16 protein-coding genes are annotated in these 17,270 nt (G+C 49.8%); 12 read left to right on the forward strand and 4 right to left on the reverse strand.

Annotated elements, in window-relative coordinates; all coding sequences use genetic code 11:
* Positions 1-19 precede the first annotated feature (19 nt).
* From BDT_RS06460 to BDT_RS06470, 3 genes are all read left to right on the forward strand, one after another.
* Positions 20-823, forward strand: a complete 804-nt coding sequence (locus tag BDT_RS06460; protein ID WP_235046334.1) for an IS3 family transposase — start codon at positions 20-22, stop codon at positions 821-823.
* 181 nt (positions 824-1,004) lie between these two features.
* Positions 1,005-3,080: an RHS repeat domain-containing protein gene (locus BDT_RS06465; RefSeq protein ID WP_158320229.1), complete on the forward strand. Its 2,076-nt coding sequence runs from the start codon at positions 1,005-1,007 to the stop codon at positions 3,078-3,080.
* 11 nt (positions 3,081-3,091) lie between these two features.
* Positions 3,092-3,526 carry a hypothetical protein gene (locus BDT_RS06470; protein WP_041577277.1) on the forward strand — a complete coding sequence of 145 codons (435 nt, stop codon included), beginning with the start codon at positions 3,092-3,094 and terminating at the stop codon, positions 3,524-3,526.
* Between the two features lie 240 nt (positions 3,527-3,766).
* Here the strand turns inward: BDT_RS06470 and BDT_RS19285 are convergent, their stop codons facing one another.
* On the reverse strand, positions 3,767-4,018 hold the full coding sequence (locus BDT_RS19285; RefSeq protein ID WP_041577278.1) for a BrnA antitoxin family protein: 252 nt from the start codon (positions 4,016-4,018) through the stop codon (positions 3,767-3,769).
* Between the two features lie 590 nt (positions 4,019-4,608).
* On the opposite strand from BDT_RS19285, the gene dnaJ reads away from it, so the two are divergent.
* Positions 4,609-5,718: a molecular chaperone DnaJ gene (gene dnaJ / locus BDT_RS06485; protein ID WP_015090439.1), complete on the forward strand. Its 1,110-nt coding sequence runs from the start codon at positions 4,609-4,611 to the stop codon at positions 5,716-5,718.
* 259 nt (positions 5,719-5,977) lie between these two features.
* Positions 5,978-7,891, forward strand: a complete 1,914-nt coding sequence (gene dnaK / locus BDT_RS06490; protein WP_041577281.1) for a molecular chaperone DnaK — start codon at positions 5,978-5,980, stop codon at positions 7,889-7,891.
* Positions 7,892-7,954: 63 nt separating this feature from the next.
* Here dnaK and BDT_RS06495 read toward each other — a convergent pair whose 3' ends face one another.
* Complete coding sequence (locus tag BDT_RS06495) at positions 7,955-8,806, reverse strand: MBL fold metallo-hydrolase (protein ID WP_041577282.1); 852 nt, start codon at positions 8,804-8,806, stop codon at positions 7,955-7,957.
* Between the two features lie 99 nt (positions 8,807-8,905).
* Here BDT_RS06495 and BDT_RS06500 point away from each other — a divergent pair, with 99 nt between their 5' ends.
* The 5 genes from BDT_RS06500 (at position 8,906) to BDT_RS06520 (ending at position 13,388) form a co-directional block, all read left to right on the forward strand.
* Complete coding sequence (locus tag BDT_RS06500) at positions 8,906-9,331, forward strand: YeeE/YedE family protein (RefSeq protein WP_015090442.1); 426 nt, start codon at positions 8,906-8,908, stop codon at positions 9,329-9,331.
* On the forward strand, positions 9,331-9,768 hold the full coding sequence (locus tag BDT_RS06505; protein WP_015090443.1) for a DUF6691 family protein: 438 nt from the start codon (positions 9,331-9,333) through the stop codon (positions 9,766-9,768). The genes BDT_RS06500 and BDT_RS06505 overlap by 1 nt, the downstream gene beginning before the upstream one ends.
* An 83-nt stretch (positions 9,769-9,851) precedes the next feature.
* Complete coding sequence (gene acs / locus BDT_RS06510; protein ID WP_015090444.1) at positions 9,852-11,789, forward strand: acetate--CoA ligase; 1,938 nt, start codon at positions 9,852-9,854, stop codon at positions 11,787-11,789.
* A gap of 13 nt (positions 11,790-11,802) precedes the next feature.
* Positions 11,803-12,321: a DUF6580 family putative transport protein gene (locus tag BDT_RS06515; protein WP_015090445.1), complete on the forward strand. Its 519-nt coding sequence runs from the start codon at positions 11,803-11,805 to the stop codon at positions 12,319-12,321.
* Positions 12,322-12,329: 8 nt separating this feature from the next.
* Positions 12,330-13,388: a tRNA-dihydrouridine synthase family protein gene (locus tag BDT_RS06520; RefSeq protein WP_015090446.1), complete on the forward strand. Its 1,059-nt coding sequence runs from the start codon at positions 12,330-12,332 to the stop codon at positions 13,386-13,388.
* Between the two features lie 3 nt (positions 13,389-13,391).
* Here the strand turns inward: BDT_RS06520 and BDT_RS06525 are convergent, their stop codons facing one another.
* Positions 13,392-13,817, reverse strand: coding sequence for a hypothetical protein (locus BDT_RS06525; RefSeq protein WP_015090447.1), 426 nt, complete (start codon positions 13,815-13,817; stop codon positions 13,392-13,394).
* A gap of 38 nt (positions 13,818-13,855) precedes the next feature.
* Complete coding sequence (locus BDT_RS06530; RefSeq protein WP_041577284.1) at positions 13,856-14,110, reverse strand: glutaredoxin; 255 nt, start codon at positions 14,108-14,110, stop codon at positions 13,856-13,858.
* A 47-nt stretch (positions 14,111-14,157) separates the two neighbouring features.
* Here BDT_RS06530 and BDT_RS06535 point away from each other — a divergent pair, with 47 nt between their 5' ends.
* Together BDT_RS06535 and BDT_RS06540 are read left to right on the forward strand one after the other, a co-directional pair.
* Complete coding sequence (locus BDT_RS06535; protein ID WP_041577285.1) at positions 14,158-14,814, forward strand: class I SAM-dependent methyltransferase; 657 nt, start codon at positions 14,158-14,160, stop codon at positions 14,812-14,814.
* Between the two features lie 101 nt (positions 14,815-14,915).
* Positions 14,916-17,270 (forward strand): hypothetical protein, encoded by a 2,355-nt coding sequence (locus tag BDT_RS06540; protein WP_235046286.1) that lies wholly within the window; start codon positions 14,916-14,918, stop codon positions 17,268-17,270.

Genomic DNA, 17,270 nt, shown 5'->3' on the forward strand with positions numbered 1-17,270 from the left:
GATCGCAGAAGTTTTCGAAATCAGCCGAAGTTCAATTTATTACGAACCAGTTTCTCAGGAGGAAATTGGCATGCCTCGCCATTACCAAAAATCAGACGATCAAATAATTTTAGAAGAAATCAAAGCCGTTATTGCAATTAGAGCCACCTATGGCTACCGCCGGGTGACAACGATGGTGAATCGCCAAAGATCCCTTGATGGTCGCAATAAGATCAATCGCAAGCGTGTTCAAAGAATCATGCGCATGAATGGTCTTTCATTGCCACAAACAATGCCACAGCCAAAAAGGCCACATACGGGAGTTGTTATGACTATGTTCCCGAATCTGCGTTGGTGTTCAGATGGCATGGAAATCCGCTGTTTTAACGGCGACAAAGTTTTCGTGGCGTTTGCTTTGGATTGTTGTGATCGCGAAGCATTTGCTTACGTCGCTAGGACTGAGCCGCTATCAGCTACCGACATAGAGGAATTGATGGTTAAAGCTGTTGAAGCGAGATTTGGTGAGTCATTGAGATGTCCTCGCGAAATTCAGTGGTTGTCAGATCGAGGGTCAATTTACCGTGCGAAGTCCGTGAAGGATCTTGGCAAAGAGTTAAATCTGAATTGCTGTTACACCAGAGCCTACAGCCCAGAATCCAACGGCATGGCTGAAGCATTCGTTAAAACAATCAAAAGGGATTACGTTTATCAGGCTGACTGTGACAGCGCAGAGACGGTTCTCAAGCTTTTGCCGCAGTGGTTTGCAGATTATAACAATATTGCTCCGCACTCAGCACTTGGCATGAAGAGCCCGGTCGAGTACAAAGGGTCCGTGAACTTTTAAACCGTGTCCAAAAAATCGGGGTTCACTCCAGGAAACTAGTCAGCTGTCTGGCGCAAATACACAAGTCACCACCGTCTATAATCCAAGTACAATGAGGTTCACCGCAACAACGTATCTAGGGAAAACGAACGAATGGGGCCTCGATAGCTACGAGCGCCTTGTTTCCACAAAGCGGGGCGCTTTGAATGCGACAGCCTTCAATTATACTAACGAAAACTTAACTTCAATTACCCAAGGTACTCGCACGATGGGCCTGGCTTATAACACGCTAGGTCTTCTTGAAAGTATAATAAACCCGTTAAGTCAAACGACGTCTTATGTGTACAACTCTGCAAATAGACTTGTGACTCAAGTTCTTCCAGATAGTCGGGTAGTGGGTTACTCTTATGATGGTGTTGGAAATCTGACATCTATTACCCCGCCTGGCCGACCGGCTCACAACTTTTTACTGAATGGTCACGGACTGGTGGGCGTGTATCAGGCGCCTACCTTGTCGGGTGTTGCTGTAGTGAATACTACCTACACTTATAATTTGGATAAACAATTAACAGCAATTGTTCGACCTGATGGTGGATTTGTTAATTACAACTACAATGCGACCACTGGGGTGCTCGAGAGCGTTGAAACGCCAGCAGGTATCTATTATCATTCTTTTGATACTACGGTAGGTTTGCCTTCCTATATTAGCGATCCTTTTGGGAATGGCATTCACATCGGGTATGTGGGTAGAGCCCCTGCGTCGTACTCTATGAGTAATGCAATAGGTAGCTTTATTTACACGCCAACTTTTGGCGCTGCCAATCGCCTTGAGTCCGACACTGTCACCGGACCTCTTGGCACAACATCGGTAATTTCGTATTTGTATAACGACGACGAAGACCTAAGAAAAGCCGGCGACGTCAACCTAACCTACAACGTTCCAAACGGCCAGTTGACGGGCACTACCATGGGTTCAGGAACCACAGGCTTCACTGACACTTATACATACAACAACTACGGCGAAGTCACTGGCTATCAGGCAAAACGCGGAACCACGGTCATCTATGATTTGACCCTGAACCGCGATGCCATGGGACGCATTGACGGTAAAACCCAGGTGATGAACGCGGTCACTGACAATTACGTTTATACCTTTGATAGCACCGGTCGTCTGACTCAAACTAATAAGAACTCTGCGACAGTTGCCACCTACGGCTATGACAGCAATAGCAACCGTAACGGCGGAACTATCGGAGCACAACCAACCACAGCTACTTACGACGACCAGGACCGACTGCTGACCTATAACACCTTGTCGTTCACCTACAACGCAAACGGTGACTTGCTGACTAAAACCAACAGTGCCACAAGTACGACAACTCAATACGTTTACGACGTGTTCGGCAATTTGACGCAAGTGACCCTGCCTTCGGGGGCCGTGATCACCTACGAAATCGATGCCTTGAATCGCAGAACTGGGAAGCTTGTAAACGGAGTCGTGCAAAAACGCTGGATCTATATGGATCAGTACCGAATCGCTGCCGAGCTGAATGCCACAGGTACTATTACAAAGCGCTTCATCTATGGTTCAAAAGGCAATATCCCTGACTACATGATCGCATCCGGAGTGAAATACAGAATCATTTCCGATCACCTCGGTTCACCACGTCTAGTGGTCAAGCAATCCGATGGCACAGTAATCCAAAGGATGGACCACGATGAATACGGCCGAGTGATCGCCGACACCAACCCAGGCTATCTGCCGTTTGGCTTCGCCGGGGGATTGTACGACCATCAAACGAGCCTAGTAAGATTTGGAGCTCGTGATTATGATCCGGAGACGGGGAGATGGACGAGTAAGGATCCGATTCTATTTAACGGTGGGGACGTTAATCTGTTTGGGTATGTTTTCAACGATCCAGTGAATTTTATTGATAGCAATGGCTTGAGCGCGAAAGATGTAAGTCGCTTTAGAGGTAGCTTCAATGACCTTGTCAGTACAATGAACAATCTCGGTTATAGACGTCCTGGTACCGGTAGTTTAAATGGCTGGTTGGGCAACGTAAGCTATCATAAAGAGTATATGGGCTGTGTGGATCAGGCAGGGGTGGCTCAGCGTCAAATGGGCGGAATGAGTACCGACGACAAATGGACATTTTCAATTAACCAGGAGTCTCTTGGACTTCATAAAAACGTGATAGGAATTTCTTCAAACCCAAATGATCCAATGCTAATAATTGATACTTGGAGAAATAGCTTTGAAGAGAGACCTAGATAAAGGAAGTTCTTATGGTTAGAAAAATTGCCTGGGCTATAGTGGGTATTGGTGTCGCCGTCGTGGGTTTTGGTAAGAGCGGTGTTTCCGATACCTCTTTGGGTATCTTATTAGCAGCGGGAGCCTGCGTCGGAGTTTTGTATTCAATCGTCCTGGACCGCTTTAAGGCGCAAACAAATAAAATCATTTGGTTGACGCTCGCTATTTCGACGTTTGTCTTCATGTTTTTTGGTCCCGACGCGAAGTTAGTCTCTTACTACGGTATTATGCTCTTTTCTTTTCCTGTATCGTTGATAGTAGACGGCGTAAATTATGTGGCCTTTCCAATGCCTATTAATGATTTTATGCCTTTATTTTGGGTTGCTGCCTTTGTCTTGGGATATCTACAGTGGTTTGTGCTCGTGCCTCGAATCAAATCTCGGCATGCGGTTAAAAACAAGTATTTCTGATTTTATAGTGCCTAAAGCGTGCCAATAAAATTCAGAAAATCCGGAAAATTTGGACAAAAACAGCCAGAAAAAATTAGCTATTTGAACTAAAGATTCGTATGGTTTCAAAAACGTTCGCGTGCCCCATAAGCTTTTGCAAGGCGTTCATAGAAGCACCATTGCTAGAAAGTTCACGCCGAACGAGTGGCGAAGGTCCAAGAGATTCCAATTTTTTTCGGCCCCGTGCAATTTAAGGGAGCTCTAAAGAGCTTTCTTAAAAACCGCTTTTTCAATCGCCGACAGTCGACTTTCAATCGAAGGTTTGCTCATGACTTCACGCAGATACTTGTTCATTAGTGTCTGGTAGGGAATGTGCTGTCTTTCAGCCTCGGCTTGCAGCCAAAGGAAAATATCACCATCAATTCTGACGCTGGTTTGAATCTTGGTTTCTTTGGGATTCAGTGCAGGCTTTTTTCGAACTTTGCCTTTGGTAAGATCATATTCTTTCTTCATAAACTTTAGCCTCATTTTTTGTCGCTTTTCGCGCATAGATAATTCTAATTTCGTCTTCGTGTCGGTGGGCGTAAACCACAGATGATGCCTCTTCGAAGGAAACACCATGTTTTTTGATATTACTTGCTGCCTTCCTCGGGTCCCACCGAACAACGACATGTGATACATTGTAATACAACGTATTTATATTTTCAAGGTCTTTGGATTCACTCAAATGGACTGTATTGGTTTTGGGTTTGTTTTGCATAAGACCTCGGTTAGTTTCCGGATCCCCCATGCAAAACTCACCAACCGCAATTCTAACAATTACTCAAAACCCACTCCCACCAAGTGACGCCCCACGGACACGTCCCTAGACGCCCCGCGCACCCGAAAAACTCCCTTCAGGGCCCTTGGCGCGGAGCTTAGCCCTTGCGCAAGTTCCGCAGCCGAAGGCGAGGACTGTCCGAAGCGAAAGGGCTAAGCTCCTCCCCCAAGGGACCGCCTGCCCAGGAAGTTTTTTCGAGGAAGCCTTGACGGGCGTGGTTTTGACACCCTATTTTGTCATATTCATCACGAAAAATAGCGCACAACGTTAGGTTCCATAAACTATGGCTGGCAAAAGAGATTACTACGAAATTCTGGGCGTCGAAAAAGGCGCTGATCAGGACACCATCAAAAAAGCTTATCGCAAACTGGCGATGCAGCTGCATCCCGACAAAAACCCCGGCAACAAAGAGGCCGAGGAAAAGTTCAAGGAAGCCGCAGGGGCTTATGAAGTTCTGAGCGACGCACAAAAACGCGCGCAGTACGATCGCTTTGGTCATGATGCCTTCACCCGTGGTGGTGGCGGCGGTGGTTTCACGGATGCGGAAGACATCTTCTCGCACTTCGGGGATATTTTCGGTGATCTGTTTGGTGGCGGCGGTCAGCAAAGACAGCGCCGAAACCGCAATGAACCGCGCCGTGGTTCTGACCTTCGTTATGTGACCGAGATCACGTTGAAAGACGTCATCACCGGCATTGAAAAAGAAATCGAATTTGATACCGACAAAAACTGTGACGAGTGCAAAGGCACGGGCGCCGAAAAAGGCTCGCAAGTCAGCACTTGCGGTACGTGCGGCGGCTCTGGTCAGGTCGTGCGTCAGCAGGGCTTCTTTGCGATGGCTTCCACATGCCCAACCTGTCATGGGCAGGGCACGGTGATCAAAAATCCATGCAAGCCGTGCAAAGGCAAGGGCCGCGTGGCTGAACACCGCAAGATCCGTCTGAACATCCCGGCAGGGGTGGACACCGGCACGCGTCTGCGTGTGGCGACGGAAGGTGAGGGCGGTTATATGGGTGGTCCCGCGGGCGACCTGTATGTTGAAATCCGCGTAAAACAACACAACAACTTCGAACGTCGCAACGAAGATCTTTTCGCCGAGCTGTCACTGCCGTACGTGCAGATGCTTCTGGGCGCGGAAATCGAAGTGCCGACCGTCACTGGCAAAGCCAAGCTGGAAGTCCCTAAGGGCACTCACAATGGTGACAACGTGAAACTTGCGGGTGAAGGGTTGCCATCACTAAGAGGCAACCGTCGCGGTGATATCTACTTCACTGTGAACGTGCAGTTCCCCGAGAAATTACATAAAGACGAAGAGAAGCTTTTGCGAGAAATTGCTAAGGCACGCGGTCTGAATGTGACATCGGAAGGTGGCTTCTTCGGCAAGAAGAAATAGGATCCCGCAAAAAATTGCGGCCCCGGCGCAGAAGGGTTACGCCAGGGCCTAGAGGGGTCTTGTTTTTGTTTTGTTTTAAGAGAGGAGCGAGGTCACATCATGCCTTCAGCTGCCTCATAACACGAGTTAAAACCCTGTAAGATATTGATATTATTCGTTAAATAATTGTCATAAAAAAGTGAGCCCGTAAGCTTGACGAAATCAGGGTCGGACACACATTTAAATTGCTGAAAACAGCTAATTTTAAGGAGATTTAGGTATGGGTAAAATTATTGGTATCGACTTAGGAACGACGAACTCATGCGTCGCGATTATGGAAGGCGGAGAGCCTAAAGTACTCGTGAACGAAGAGGGCGCTCGTACCACTCCTTCAGTTGTCGCGTACACCAAAGACGGTGACCGCTTGGTTGGTCAAATTGCCAAACGTCAGGCTGTAACCAATCCTGAGAACACAATCTATTCTGCGAAACGTTTCATCGGTCGCAGATTCGAAGAGATTTCTGAAGAAATCAAACTGGTTCCTTACACTGTTGTTGCCAAAGGCAATGACTGTGCGTTCAAGGTTCAGGGCAAAACCGCTTCTCCGGAAGAGATCGGTGCGGCGGTTCTTGCGAAACTGAAAAAAGTGGCAGAAGACTATTTGGGTGAACCGGTGACTGAAGCCGTTGTCACCGTTCCAGCTTACTTCAACGATGCGCAAAGACAGGCGACAAAAGATGCCGGTCGTATCGCTGGTTTGGAAGTAAAACGTATCATCAATGAGCCGACAGCGGCGGCATTGGCGTACGGTATGGATAAAAAGAAAGACGAAAAAATCGTTATCTACGATTTCGGTGGTGGTACGTTCGACGTTTCCATCCTGGAAGTGGGCGACGGTGTTGTTGAAGTTCGCGCGACCAACGGTGACACTCACCTGGGTGGTGACAACTTCGATACAGTGATCCTTGAGTGGCTGATCACAGAGTTCAAAAAAGATCAGGGTATTGATCTTAAGAACGACAAAATGGCTTTGCAGCGTCTGAAAGAAGCCGCTGAAAAAGCGAAGATCGAACTTTCTTCCGCTCAGGAAACTGAAATCAATCTTCCGTTCATCACGGCGGATCAATCCGGTCCTAAGCACTTGCAGACTCGTCTGTCTCGCGCGAAATTTGACCAGATGACTGAAGATCTTGTGAAACGCTCTATGGAGCCTTGCCGTAAAGCTTTGGCCGATTCCGGTTTGAAAGCTTCTGAAATCGACGAGGTTGTCCTGGTGGGTGGTTCCACTCGTATCCCGGCGATCCAGAAAGCCGTTAAAGACTTCTTCGGTAAAGAGCCAAACCGCTCTGTGAATCCGGATGAAGTTGTGGCGATCGGTGCCGCAGTTCAGGGTGGCGTTCTTGCCGGTGACGTGAAAGACGTTCTGTTGCTTGACGTGACTCCACTTAGCCTGGGGATTGAAACCCTGGGTGGCGTGATGACGACTTTGATCGAAAGAAACACGGCGATTCCTTCCAAGAAATCCCAGGTGTTCTCGACGGCTGCTGACAATCAACCTGCTGTGGACATCCACGTATTGCAGGGCGAGCGTAAAATGGCTGGCGACAACAAAACTCTGGGCCGTTTCGAATTGGTAGGCATCCCACCAGCTCCACGTGGTGTTCCGCAAGTTGAAGTTACTTTCGACATCGACGCCAACGGTATCCTGCACGTATCTGCGAAAGACATGTCTTCGGGCAAAACTCAGCAGATCAAGATCACAGCTCAGTCTGGTATGTCTGAGGACGAGATCAAACGCGCAGTGAACGATGCTGAAGGTCACGCAGAGGAAGATAAACGCAAGGCCGAGGCGGCAACACAAAGAAACAACCTCGACAACCTGGTTTATCAGACTGAAAAGCTGATCAAAGATTCCGGTGCTCAGTTGCCAGAATCTGAAGTGAAGTCTGCGAACGAAGCGGTTGCTGAAGCCAAGAAGATCCTTGAAAACAAAGCCGCTTCTGGCGACGAGTTGAAAGGTGCTTTCGAAAGACTTCAGAACCTGACGCACAAGCTGACTTCTGAGCTTTACAAAAAGCAAGGTGGCCAGCCAGGTGCTGAAGGTCAACAAGCTGATGCTGGTCAAGAAGGCGAAGCTTCTGCCAACAAAGGCGGCGACGACGTGATCGACGCTGACTACAAAGACGTAAACTAATCAGGGATTCCTGAAACTAAAAAGCCGGGTTGGAAACAGCCCGGCTTTTTTTATGTCCAAAATTTACTTCACCGGAACTTTTAAGTATCGCGCGCCGTTGTCCTCAGGATCAGGCAGACGGCCTCCGCGGATGTTAACCTGAATGCTTGGCAATAACAGCTTGGGCGCAGCCAGCGTGGCATCACGTGCGGTGCGGAACTTTACGAAATCCTCTTTCGTTGTCTGACCTTTTAGCTGAATGTTCTGGGATTTTTCTTCAGCCACCGTGGTCTGACATTTCAGTTCGCGCCCATTGGGTTGGTAATCATGCCCAACAAAGATACGGGTTGTGTCGGGCAGGGAATAAATCTTCATCACGGATTCATAAAGTTTTTCAGCACTGCCAGCAGGGAAGTCACAGCGGCCGGTGCCGGAATCAGGCATAAACAGCGCATCACCTGAAAACAGCGCATCCTCAATAAGGTACGAAGCACACGCCGGCGTGTGCCCCGGAGTGAACAGCACGCGGATTTTCAAAGATCCGGCCTGCAGTTCCTGATTTTCTTTCAGCAGCAGATCAAAGTCCTCGCCGGTGGCGGAAAATTCCATGTTGAAGATGCCTTTAAAGGTTTTTTGCACTTCGGTGATGCGTTCGCCGATGGCGACCTTGATATCCGGGAAAAAGTTTTTAAACAGTTGCGAGCTTGAAAGGTGATCTGCATGGGCGTGGGTTTCCATGACATAATGCGGGCGCAAGTTGTTGATTTTGATGAAATCAATCACCGGCTGCATGGATTGGGTGGAAAGGGCCCCTGATGCTGCATCAAAATCCCACACCGGATCAATCACCACGGCATCGCGGGTGTCCTGATCAAACACCACATAAGTCAGTGTCGAAGTGCCGGCATCAAAAAAATGCTGAATCTGCAGTTTCATTCGTTTCCCTTCAAAAGCGGTGGCCATCCCAGCGAGGATAGCGTTAGGATCAGGTTCTTGGAAGGGAAATTTCCCGACCCCAAACCTGGAGGTCAACCGATGGTGGACAGCATTTTAATGGCACTTCTTGGCGGCGCGCTGATCGGGGTGGCGGCTTCGATCATGCTGATTTTCAACGGCCGGGTGACCGGAATCAGTGGCATTCTGAATGGCTTTTTAGGCGGAGTTTCTGCCGAACGCCTGTGGCGCGGGGCTTTTTTGCTGGGACTTTTGGTCGGCGGATTTTTCATGGGCCTTTTGCGGCCAGATCTGTTCCTGAACACATCGGCAAGGTCTTTGACGTTGATTGTGATAGCCGGTCTTTTTGTGGGCTTTGGCACGGTCATGGGAAGTGGCTGCACCAGTGGCCACGGGGTATGCGGGATCTCACGCTTTTCGGTTCGCTCCATCCTTGCGACAGTTGTTTTCATCGTGACCGGAATGATGGTCGCCACGGGGCTTAAATTTTTGGCGGGAGGTCTTTAGTGAAACACTATCCAAGTCAGGCCGTGATGGCCTTTGTTGCCGGAGTGATTTTTGCTGTGGGGTTGGCGCTTTCAGGCATGACTCAGCCGCAGAAAGTGATCGGTTTTTTGCAGCTGGGTGAAGGCTGGGATCCCAGTTTGATGTTTGTGATGCTTGCGGCAATTCCGGTGCACATGCTGAGCTATCGCTGGATTCGTGGACGCAGATCTCCGCTATTAGATACGCGCTGGCACATTCCTGAAACCAAGGATGTCACCAAGTCGTTAATTGCAGGCAGTTTGCTATTCGGAATCGGCTGGGGTTTGGGCGGCTTCTGTCCGGGGCCCGCGTTAACTTCGCTGGGCGCAGGTCATTTCACGGCGGTGGTTTTTGTCGTGGCCATGCTTGCCGGAATGGGCCTGCACGCGGTGTATGTGCGCGTTTCTGGTAAGAATTAATTAACACTTTTAAACACTTCCCTTGGCGTTAGTGTTTGACCTCATTCTCAGTTGATTTACGATTATGTCATCGTGAGGTGAGTATGCACAAAGATCTTTATCCCGTAGACGCTGAAGTCGCGAAAAACGCCCTGATCAACGAAGCAAAGTACAAAGAAATGTATGAGCGTTCGATCAAGGACAACGAAGCCTTCTGGGCCGAACAAGCTGAGCGACTGGATTGGATCAAAAAGTGGGACAAGGTCAAAGAAGTCAGTTTCAAGAAGCCTGTCAGCATCAAGTGGTACCTGGGTGGAAAGCTCAATGTTTCAGTTAACTGCGTGGATCGTCATTTAAAAACCCGCGGCGATAAGACGGCTTTGTTGTGGGAAGCTGACAACCCATCCACACCTTCACGCAAAATCACTTACAAAGAACTGCATCTTGAGGTTTGCCGCTTTGCCAATGTCCTGAAAAAAATGGGCGTGAAAAAAGGCGACGTGGTCACGATCTATATGCCGATGATTCCGGACACGGCCGTGGCGATGCTGGCTTGTGCGCGCATCGGGGCCGTTCATTCCGTGGTGTTTGCCGGTTTTTCTCCGGATTCTATTTCGGATCGTATTTTGGACGGGCAGTGCAAATTTGTTATCACCGGTGATGCCGGCTATCGCGGCAGCAAAGTGGTGGCGCTGAAAGAAAACATCGACAAAGCGCTGGTGAAAACACCGGACGTGGAAAAAGTTCTGGTGGTGAAATACGCTGGCACCTCTGTTGATATGAAGCCGGGCCGTGATCTTTGGTATCACGAGGAAGTAAAAACCGTCAGCGATCAGTGTGAACCAGAGCCAATGGATGCGGAAGATCCATTGTTTATTTTGTACACGTCCGGATCCACAGGAAAACCCAAAGGCGTGATGCACACCACGGGTGGTTATCTGGTTTATGCCAGCATGACCCATCAGTATGTTTTTGATTATCACGAAAACGATATTTACTGGTGTTCAGCGGACGTGGGTTGGGTCACCGGGCACAGTTACATTGTCTATGGTCCACTGGCGAATGGCGCGACCACCTTGTTCTTTGAAGGGGTGCCGAATTATCCGACACCGTCCCGTTTCTGGGAAGTGGTTGATAAACACAAAGTTACAATCTTCTATACTTCACCCACTGCGATTCGTTCCCTGATGCGTGAAGGGGATGGCCCGGTGAAATCCACTTCAAGAAAGTCCTTGCGCTTGTTGGGCTCTGTCGGTGAACCGATCAATCCCGAAGCTTGGGCATGGTATCACGACGTTGTCGGTGAAGGACGCTGTCCTATTGTGGATACGTGGTGGCAGACAGAAACCGGTGGTATTTTGATCACTCCGCTGCCGGGCGCGATTGCGCAAAAACCGGGTTCGGCGACCTTGCCATTCTTTGGTGTGCAGCCAAAGCTTCTGACCAACGAAGGTCAGGAAATTCAAGGGGCAGGCGAAGGCGTGCTGGTAATTGCGGATTCCTGGCCGGGCCAGATGCGCACGGTGTATCGCAACCACGAACGTTTTGAAGACACTTATTTCTCGAACTATCCAGGATACTATTTCACCGGCGACGGCTGTCGTCGCGATCAGGACGGGTACTATTGGATCACGGGCCGCGTGGATGATGTGATTAATGTTTCCGGGCACCGCCTGGGAACGGCAGAAATTGAATCCGCGCTGGTGGCTCATCACAAGGTGGCTGAAGCCGCGGTGGTGGGATACCCGCATGATATCAAAGGGCAGGGGATCTATGCCTTTGTAACCTTGAAGGCCGGGGAAACCGCTACGGACGAGCTTAGAAAAGAACTGATTCAGACCGTGCGTAAAGAGATCGGCCCTATTGCGACTCCGGATCTGATTCAGTGGGCGCCACGCCTGCCGAAGACCCGGTCGGGTAAGATTATGCGCCGAATCCTGCGTAAAATCGCCGAGAACCACCCGGATCAACTGGGGGATACGACAACCTTGTCAGAGCCAGCGGTGGTCCAAGAACTGGTGGACAACCGAATGAACCGGTGATAGCTTGCGCGTCATGAACACACGTATGATGACCCTGATTTTGATGGTAGTTGCAGCGGCTTTCAGCCGTTTGATCCCTCATCCTTGGAACTTCACCGCGATTGGTGCGATGGCTTTGTTTGGTGGGGCTTACTTCCCATCCAAAAAACAATCTTTGTTGATCCCGCTGGCAGCGCTGTTCATCAGTGACTTGGCTTTGGGTTTCCATAACACCATGTTGTTTGTGTACCTGGGCTTCACTTTGGTGGTGATGCTGGGTTGGGCTTTGCGCGATCAAAGAAGCGTTTTCAAAGTGGGCACTTCCGCTTTGGTGACAAGCTCTGTGTTCTTCCTGGTTTCTAACTTCGGTGTTTGGGTGATGGGTACAATGTACGCTCCGACCTTCAACGGTCTGGTGCAGTGCCTGGTTGCTGGTATCCCTTTCTTTGACAACCAGATTTACGGAGACTTGTTCTTCTCTGGTTTGTTGTTCGGTGGCTATGAAGCCGTCAAAAAATACGCGCCTGAATTCGTGGGCGCGGCTGTAAAATAAATAAACCAGTGAAACTGGGTCTGCATCGTCCGGTTCTGGACGGTAAAGTGAACTTCCCGTTGTGTCTGGCCCCGATGGTGGGCCTGACTCACGTGGCTTTGCGCGAAGTCATGCGCGACTATCTTCCGGCGGATGCTTACACCATCTGGCCGACCGAGATGCTGAACTCCCGCCGTATTCCTGGCGAAAATCTGCAAACAACTCCTGAAACCATGCGCGCGGCTTACGAGCCGGGCCTGGTTCCTCAAATTCTGGGTAACGAAGAAGACGCCATCACCGAAAGTGTGAAACGTCTGGTGGAATGGGGTGCGGAAGCCATCGACATCAACATGGGCTGTCCGGTACAAAAAGCTTTGAAGCACAATTACGGTGTGGCGTTGATGGGGGATCCGGCGTATGCCGCCGAAGTGGTGCGCATGACCGTCAAAAATTCCACGGTGCCTGTCAGTGTAAAACTGCGCGCCGTGGGCAGCACCAAAGAGTTCGACGAACTATTGACGTTTGTTTCGGGGCTTCGCAACTCGGGCGCGGCCTGGGTGTGTCTGCATCCCAGAACAGCGGCGCAAAAACGCCGGGGCGCTGCGGACTGGGAACAGATCAAACAACTGCATAAGGCCGTCGACTTTCCGGTCATTGGTAACGGAGATGTTCAGACAGTGGAAGACGCCATCAACATGCTGAAAGAAACCGGCTGTGATATGGCGATGGCGGGTCGTGGCCTTGCTGCTCGTCCGTGGATGATGTGGCAGTTGGGTGAAGAGCTGGGCTTTGCTGCTCCGGCTGGTAAAGAGGGCCAGAAGGCTCCACGCACGTCTGAAGAAGAGGGCGCTGAATACGGTAAATGTCTTTTGAAACTGATTGAACGCTGTCGTTTTTATTTTGGTGATGATCTGGCGATGCGCAAAGTGCGTTTCTATGTGCGCACGACAAGTGTGTGGCTGCCATTTGGTAACACGCTGGTTGGTGTTTGCGCCAAAGCCCGCACGGCGGATGAAATGGTCGAAGGGGTTGCAAAGTTCTTCGAAGGCTCCGTCGAGATGAGTCTGCGCACGGAGCTTCGACAGTAATTCTTACGGACGCCCTGGGAATGGCGGCGTCGGTGGACGAGGGATGTTTCTGAACGGATCTTCCTCACCCCAGGCAGACACCTGCACTTTATAATTCTTGTCAGAAGTCCATACTTTCAAAGTTCCGCTGGCAGGGCCCGGGAACGTATTCCAGTAAGTCACAAAGATTTTGCAGGCTTTGCCCGGAACAAGCTCTTTCGGGCAGTTGTCCTGAGCGCTGAAACCCATACCAGAAATATCCCAAACAATTTTAGTCAGGTTTTTTTCGCCGGTGTTTTTCAATTCCAGTGAACCACGAGTCACACCGTTGTAAGGTGCGCGGCCCAAAGACATATAGATGATTTCATCCTGAGGGATGGCGGCATCGATGACTTCCGCTTGTGCGGCAAATCCGGTGAACAGTAAAGCAGTCAGTACCAAAAGCTTCATGAGGACTCCTTTTATTAACTTTATCAAGTGAAAGGGGCTTACTCTGCCAGCATGGGCATCAGTTTGCCTTCTTCATCCAAAGCTTTCAAATCCGTGTAACCACCGATCAGTTTGCCATTGATCATGATGATAGGGACGGTTCTCCAGCCGGTTTCGTTTTTGATTTTTTCAATCTCTTCAGGTTTGTCGGTCAGATCGACGATATCAAAGGCAATGCCTTTGTCTTCCATAAAGTGGATCGCGCGATCGCAATAAGGACACGGGTTTTTCTTGTAGATTAATACTTTTGCCATAATTCTTTTTGACATAGCTGGGTGGGGGAGACAAGGTTTCATCTAAGATGAACTGCCTGCTCTGTCATTCACCTCATTCAGCGCCCTTCAAAGTGGATAAAAAGCCTGTCCGCAGCTATTTTCATTGCGCAGAGTGTGATTTGATCTTTATGGATCCCGCAGAGCGTCTTGGCCCGCAGGAAGAAAAAGCGCGTTACGACGAACATGACAATTCTCCGACGCCGGCTTATCTGGCTTTCTTCGAACCCCTGATCAGTGGCATCGAACAGCACTTCAAAGCTGCCGGTGTGATGAATCAGCCGCTGACATCTTTGGATTTCGGTTGTGGTCCCACTGCAGTTCTGTCGCAGCTGCTGACGATGCGTGGATTTAAAACTCACGATTACGATTTGTACTATCGTCCGAATCAGGATGAACTTCGGAAGACTTATCATCTGGTGACTAGCACCGAAGTGTGGGAGCACTTGTATAGTCCTCGTACCGAAATCGAACGAATGCTGCGCCTTTTGAAGCCCGGAGGACTGCTTGGAGTGATGACTTCCGGTCATCGTGGTGAAGCTGTCTTCCATGATTGGCACTATCGCCGGGATACGACTCACGTCGTATTTTTCTCAGAGCAGACCATGAACTGGATTGCCCAGACTTATAAAATGCAGTTGATAAAATCCCGAAGCCCGTACTGGATATTCCAGAAATTGTTCTAGCCTTAACGGGTGATACAATAGTTGCCGACTCAAAATGAGAATTTTTTGATCGGCTTTTGACCAAAGACCCATATTCCGAAGAGTTAGGTGAGGAATATGAGTTGGGTCTTCACATAATTGTCACCATCTTAACAATAATCTGGGCCAGTCCTGGCAAAGCGATGCCGAATGTGGCTTTGGCGATGGCTTGTATTAATCAGTCGCAATGCACTGATCAGATAAAAAAAATCCAAAATCAACTGCAGTGGAACTGTGAAGTTGAAACCAAATCCCAAAACTGTGTGAAGCTTTCTGAAGAACATCCTGACTGGGCGCCGTTGATGCGCAAGTGTGATCTGGCTTCGCAGTGTCAGGAACAAAAAGAGTACATGCAAAAAAAATCCCTGGCCTGTCTGCGCGGATATAAAAACGCGATGGTGGATCTGGGAATTTCCTTGAAAGACATGACCGTGTCACTGGCGGGTTTGGTTGAAGACAGCTGGGAATCCATCAAGAAAAACAGTCGTGAGCGTGCAGCGTTCCTCAAACAATGCAACAGCTCCATAGACTGCAAAAAAGATCTGGTGAAAGACGATCACCGCTACAACAAGCTTTCCGATGAAGACCTGAATAAGTTACCGGCGTCCTTCCTGTATGTGCAGGCTCAGGATATGAAGGCTTACATGTCCACGCTGGAACGTATGCGCCCGAAACCTTATGTGCCCATCGCTGAGCGCGCTCGTGATGAGGTCACGCTGACCCCCGAGCAGACGCAGAAGCTGCAAAGTCTGATGAGCATTGCGGGCTCCAAAATCAAAGAGCAGTACGATCGCTACATGTGTTACAACGCTTTGGCGCGCGAAGAGCTGGAGTGTTACGCGGTCGGCACCGTCGTGGATCCGACCCTGCTTGCGGGCTACTTCGTTAAAGGCGCCAGAGCCGCCACGGCGGCCGGTCGATTGATGAAGGCTGAAAAAGAAGTTCAAGCCGGGGCGGAAGTTGCGGCAGCTTCGGCAAAGATTTCCCGCAGTGAGCTGACGGGCCGTTATATCAGTTATTCGCCGACCAGTGTGGAGCAGAACACGGCGTGGATGGCACGGGCTGAAAAAGGGGCTGATTCCAAGGTCACTTTCCTGGATGTTGAAAACAGCCAGATGAAATATCTGAATGACAGCTTGAAAGACAAAAACCTTGTGACGGGACTGACCAACTATCACAAGGAATTGCTGTTTGATAATATCAAGGCGCTGGAAGCCGCGAATCCGGGGCTGGTCATTGATAAGTATTCGGACTTTAAATCCTCGCGTTTTGCGTTCTCGGGGAAGGTGCCGAAGGATATTGATGCTCAGCTGAAAGCCGTTTTTGATAAAACCAACGCCGATTTCAATAAAAAGCTGAAAGAGTCTGACGCCCTGGCGGCAGGTACAAAGACCGAAGACTGGTTCCGGGCCGGAATCGGGAATTCAGCGGATGAAGCCAATATGGCGGCACGGTATTCCAGGCAGCTGGATAAAAATGAAATGCAAAGTTTCAGTCAGGGCGGTTTAAAAACAACCATGCAGCAGAAACTGACAGGCCTTGAAAAACAACGTGTCGAACTGCGACGTGAAGTTGGTGGCACATCCATGGTGGATGGAAACACCTTTGATCAGGATGTGTTTGATATCGTCCGTAAAGGTAAGGGCGACACGGCTCAAGTGCAGCAGGCGCTGAAGAACCGCTATGCTTTAAGTGAAGTTTCCACAGGCACTGTGCAAAAACTGCAGTCCTATGTGAATGCGACAGACGAGTTTTCGCCGGGAATCTATATCGCCAAACGCGAGATCGCGCACTTAAACGCCGCCGATCAGGGTGGTTTGTCGGTGGATATCATCGGACTTGGTTCGGCCAACTTAAAAGGCACGGCCGAAGCTTTGGCCTCCTCATCCAACGTGAACAAAGCCCTTGAGTCCACGCGTGCGGCGGAAAAAGCCGTCACCAGGAAATTCAATGATCAGAAAAAACAGTTCGAAGATGTGCTGACAAGGGCTGTACCATCCGGAAAGCTGAAATCCCTGTGTTCCGGGGATGACTGCGTGGCGGTGGCGGTGAAGCCGCTGAATCAGGCGGAAAAGCAGGACATCCTAAAAGGTCTGGCGAATACAGATTATTCGGGCAGTTACCGACTGGCATTCATCCCGGATGGCGTGCAGAATGTGTCTGCCCGCAATGCTTTGGCCAATCACGGGGAATCGGTTGAAAAAATCCTGCGCCAGTCCTTGGGCTCTGAAATGGAGCCACGAAAACTCAAAGGCCTGACATTCGGCGTGGACATGCGGACTCAGAACTTGAACGAAGGCAGTGTCAAATTGCTGATGGGCGAAGCCAATGGCGTCAACCTGACTGCCCACGAACGCAAACGCATCCAGGAAGCCTTCAAAGCAGCCATCCAAAAATTCAACACCACCACCTCCACCAACTACAACGCCCTCCCTTAA

The sequence above is a fragment of the Bdellovibrio bacteriovorus str. Tiberius genome (assembly GCF_000317895.1).
Classification (GTDB): Bacteria; Bdellovibrionota; Bdellovibrionia; order Bdellovibrionales; family Bdellovibrionaceae; genus Bdellovibrio; species Bdellovibrio bacteriovorus_F.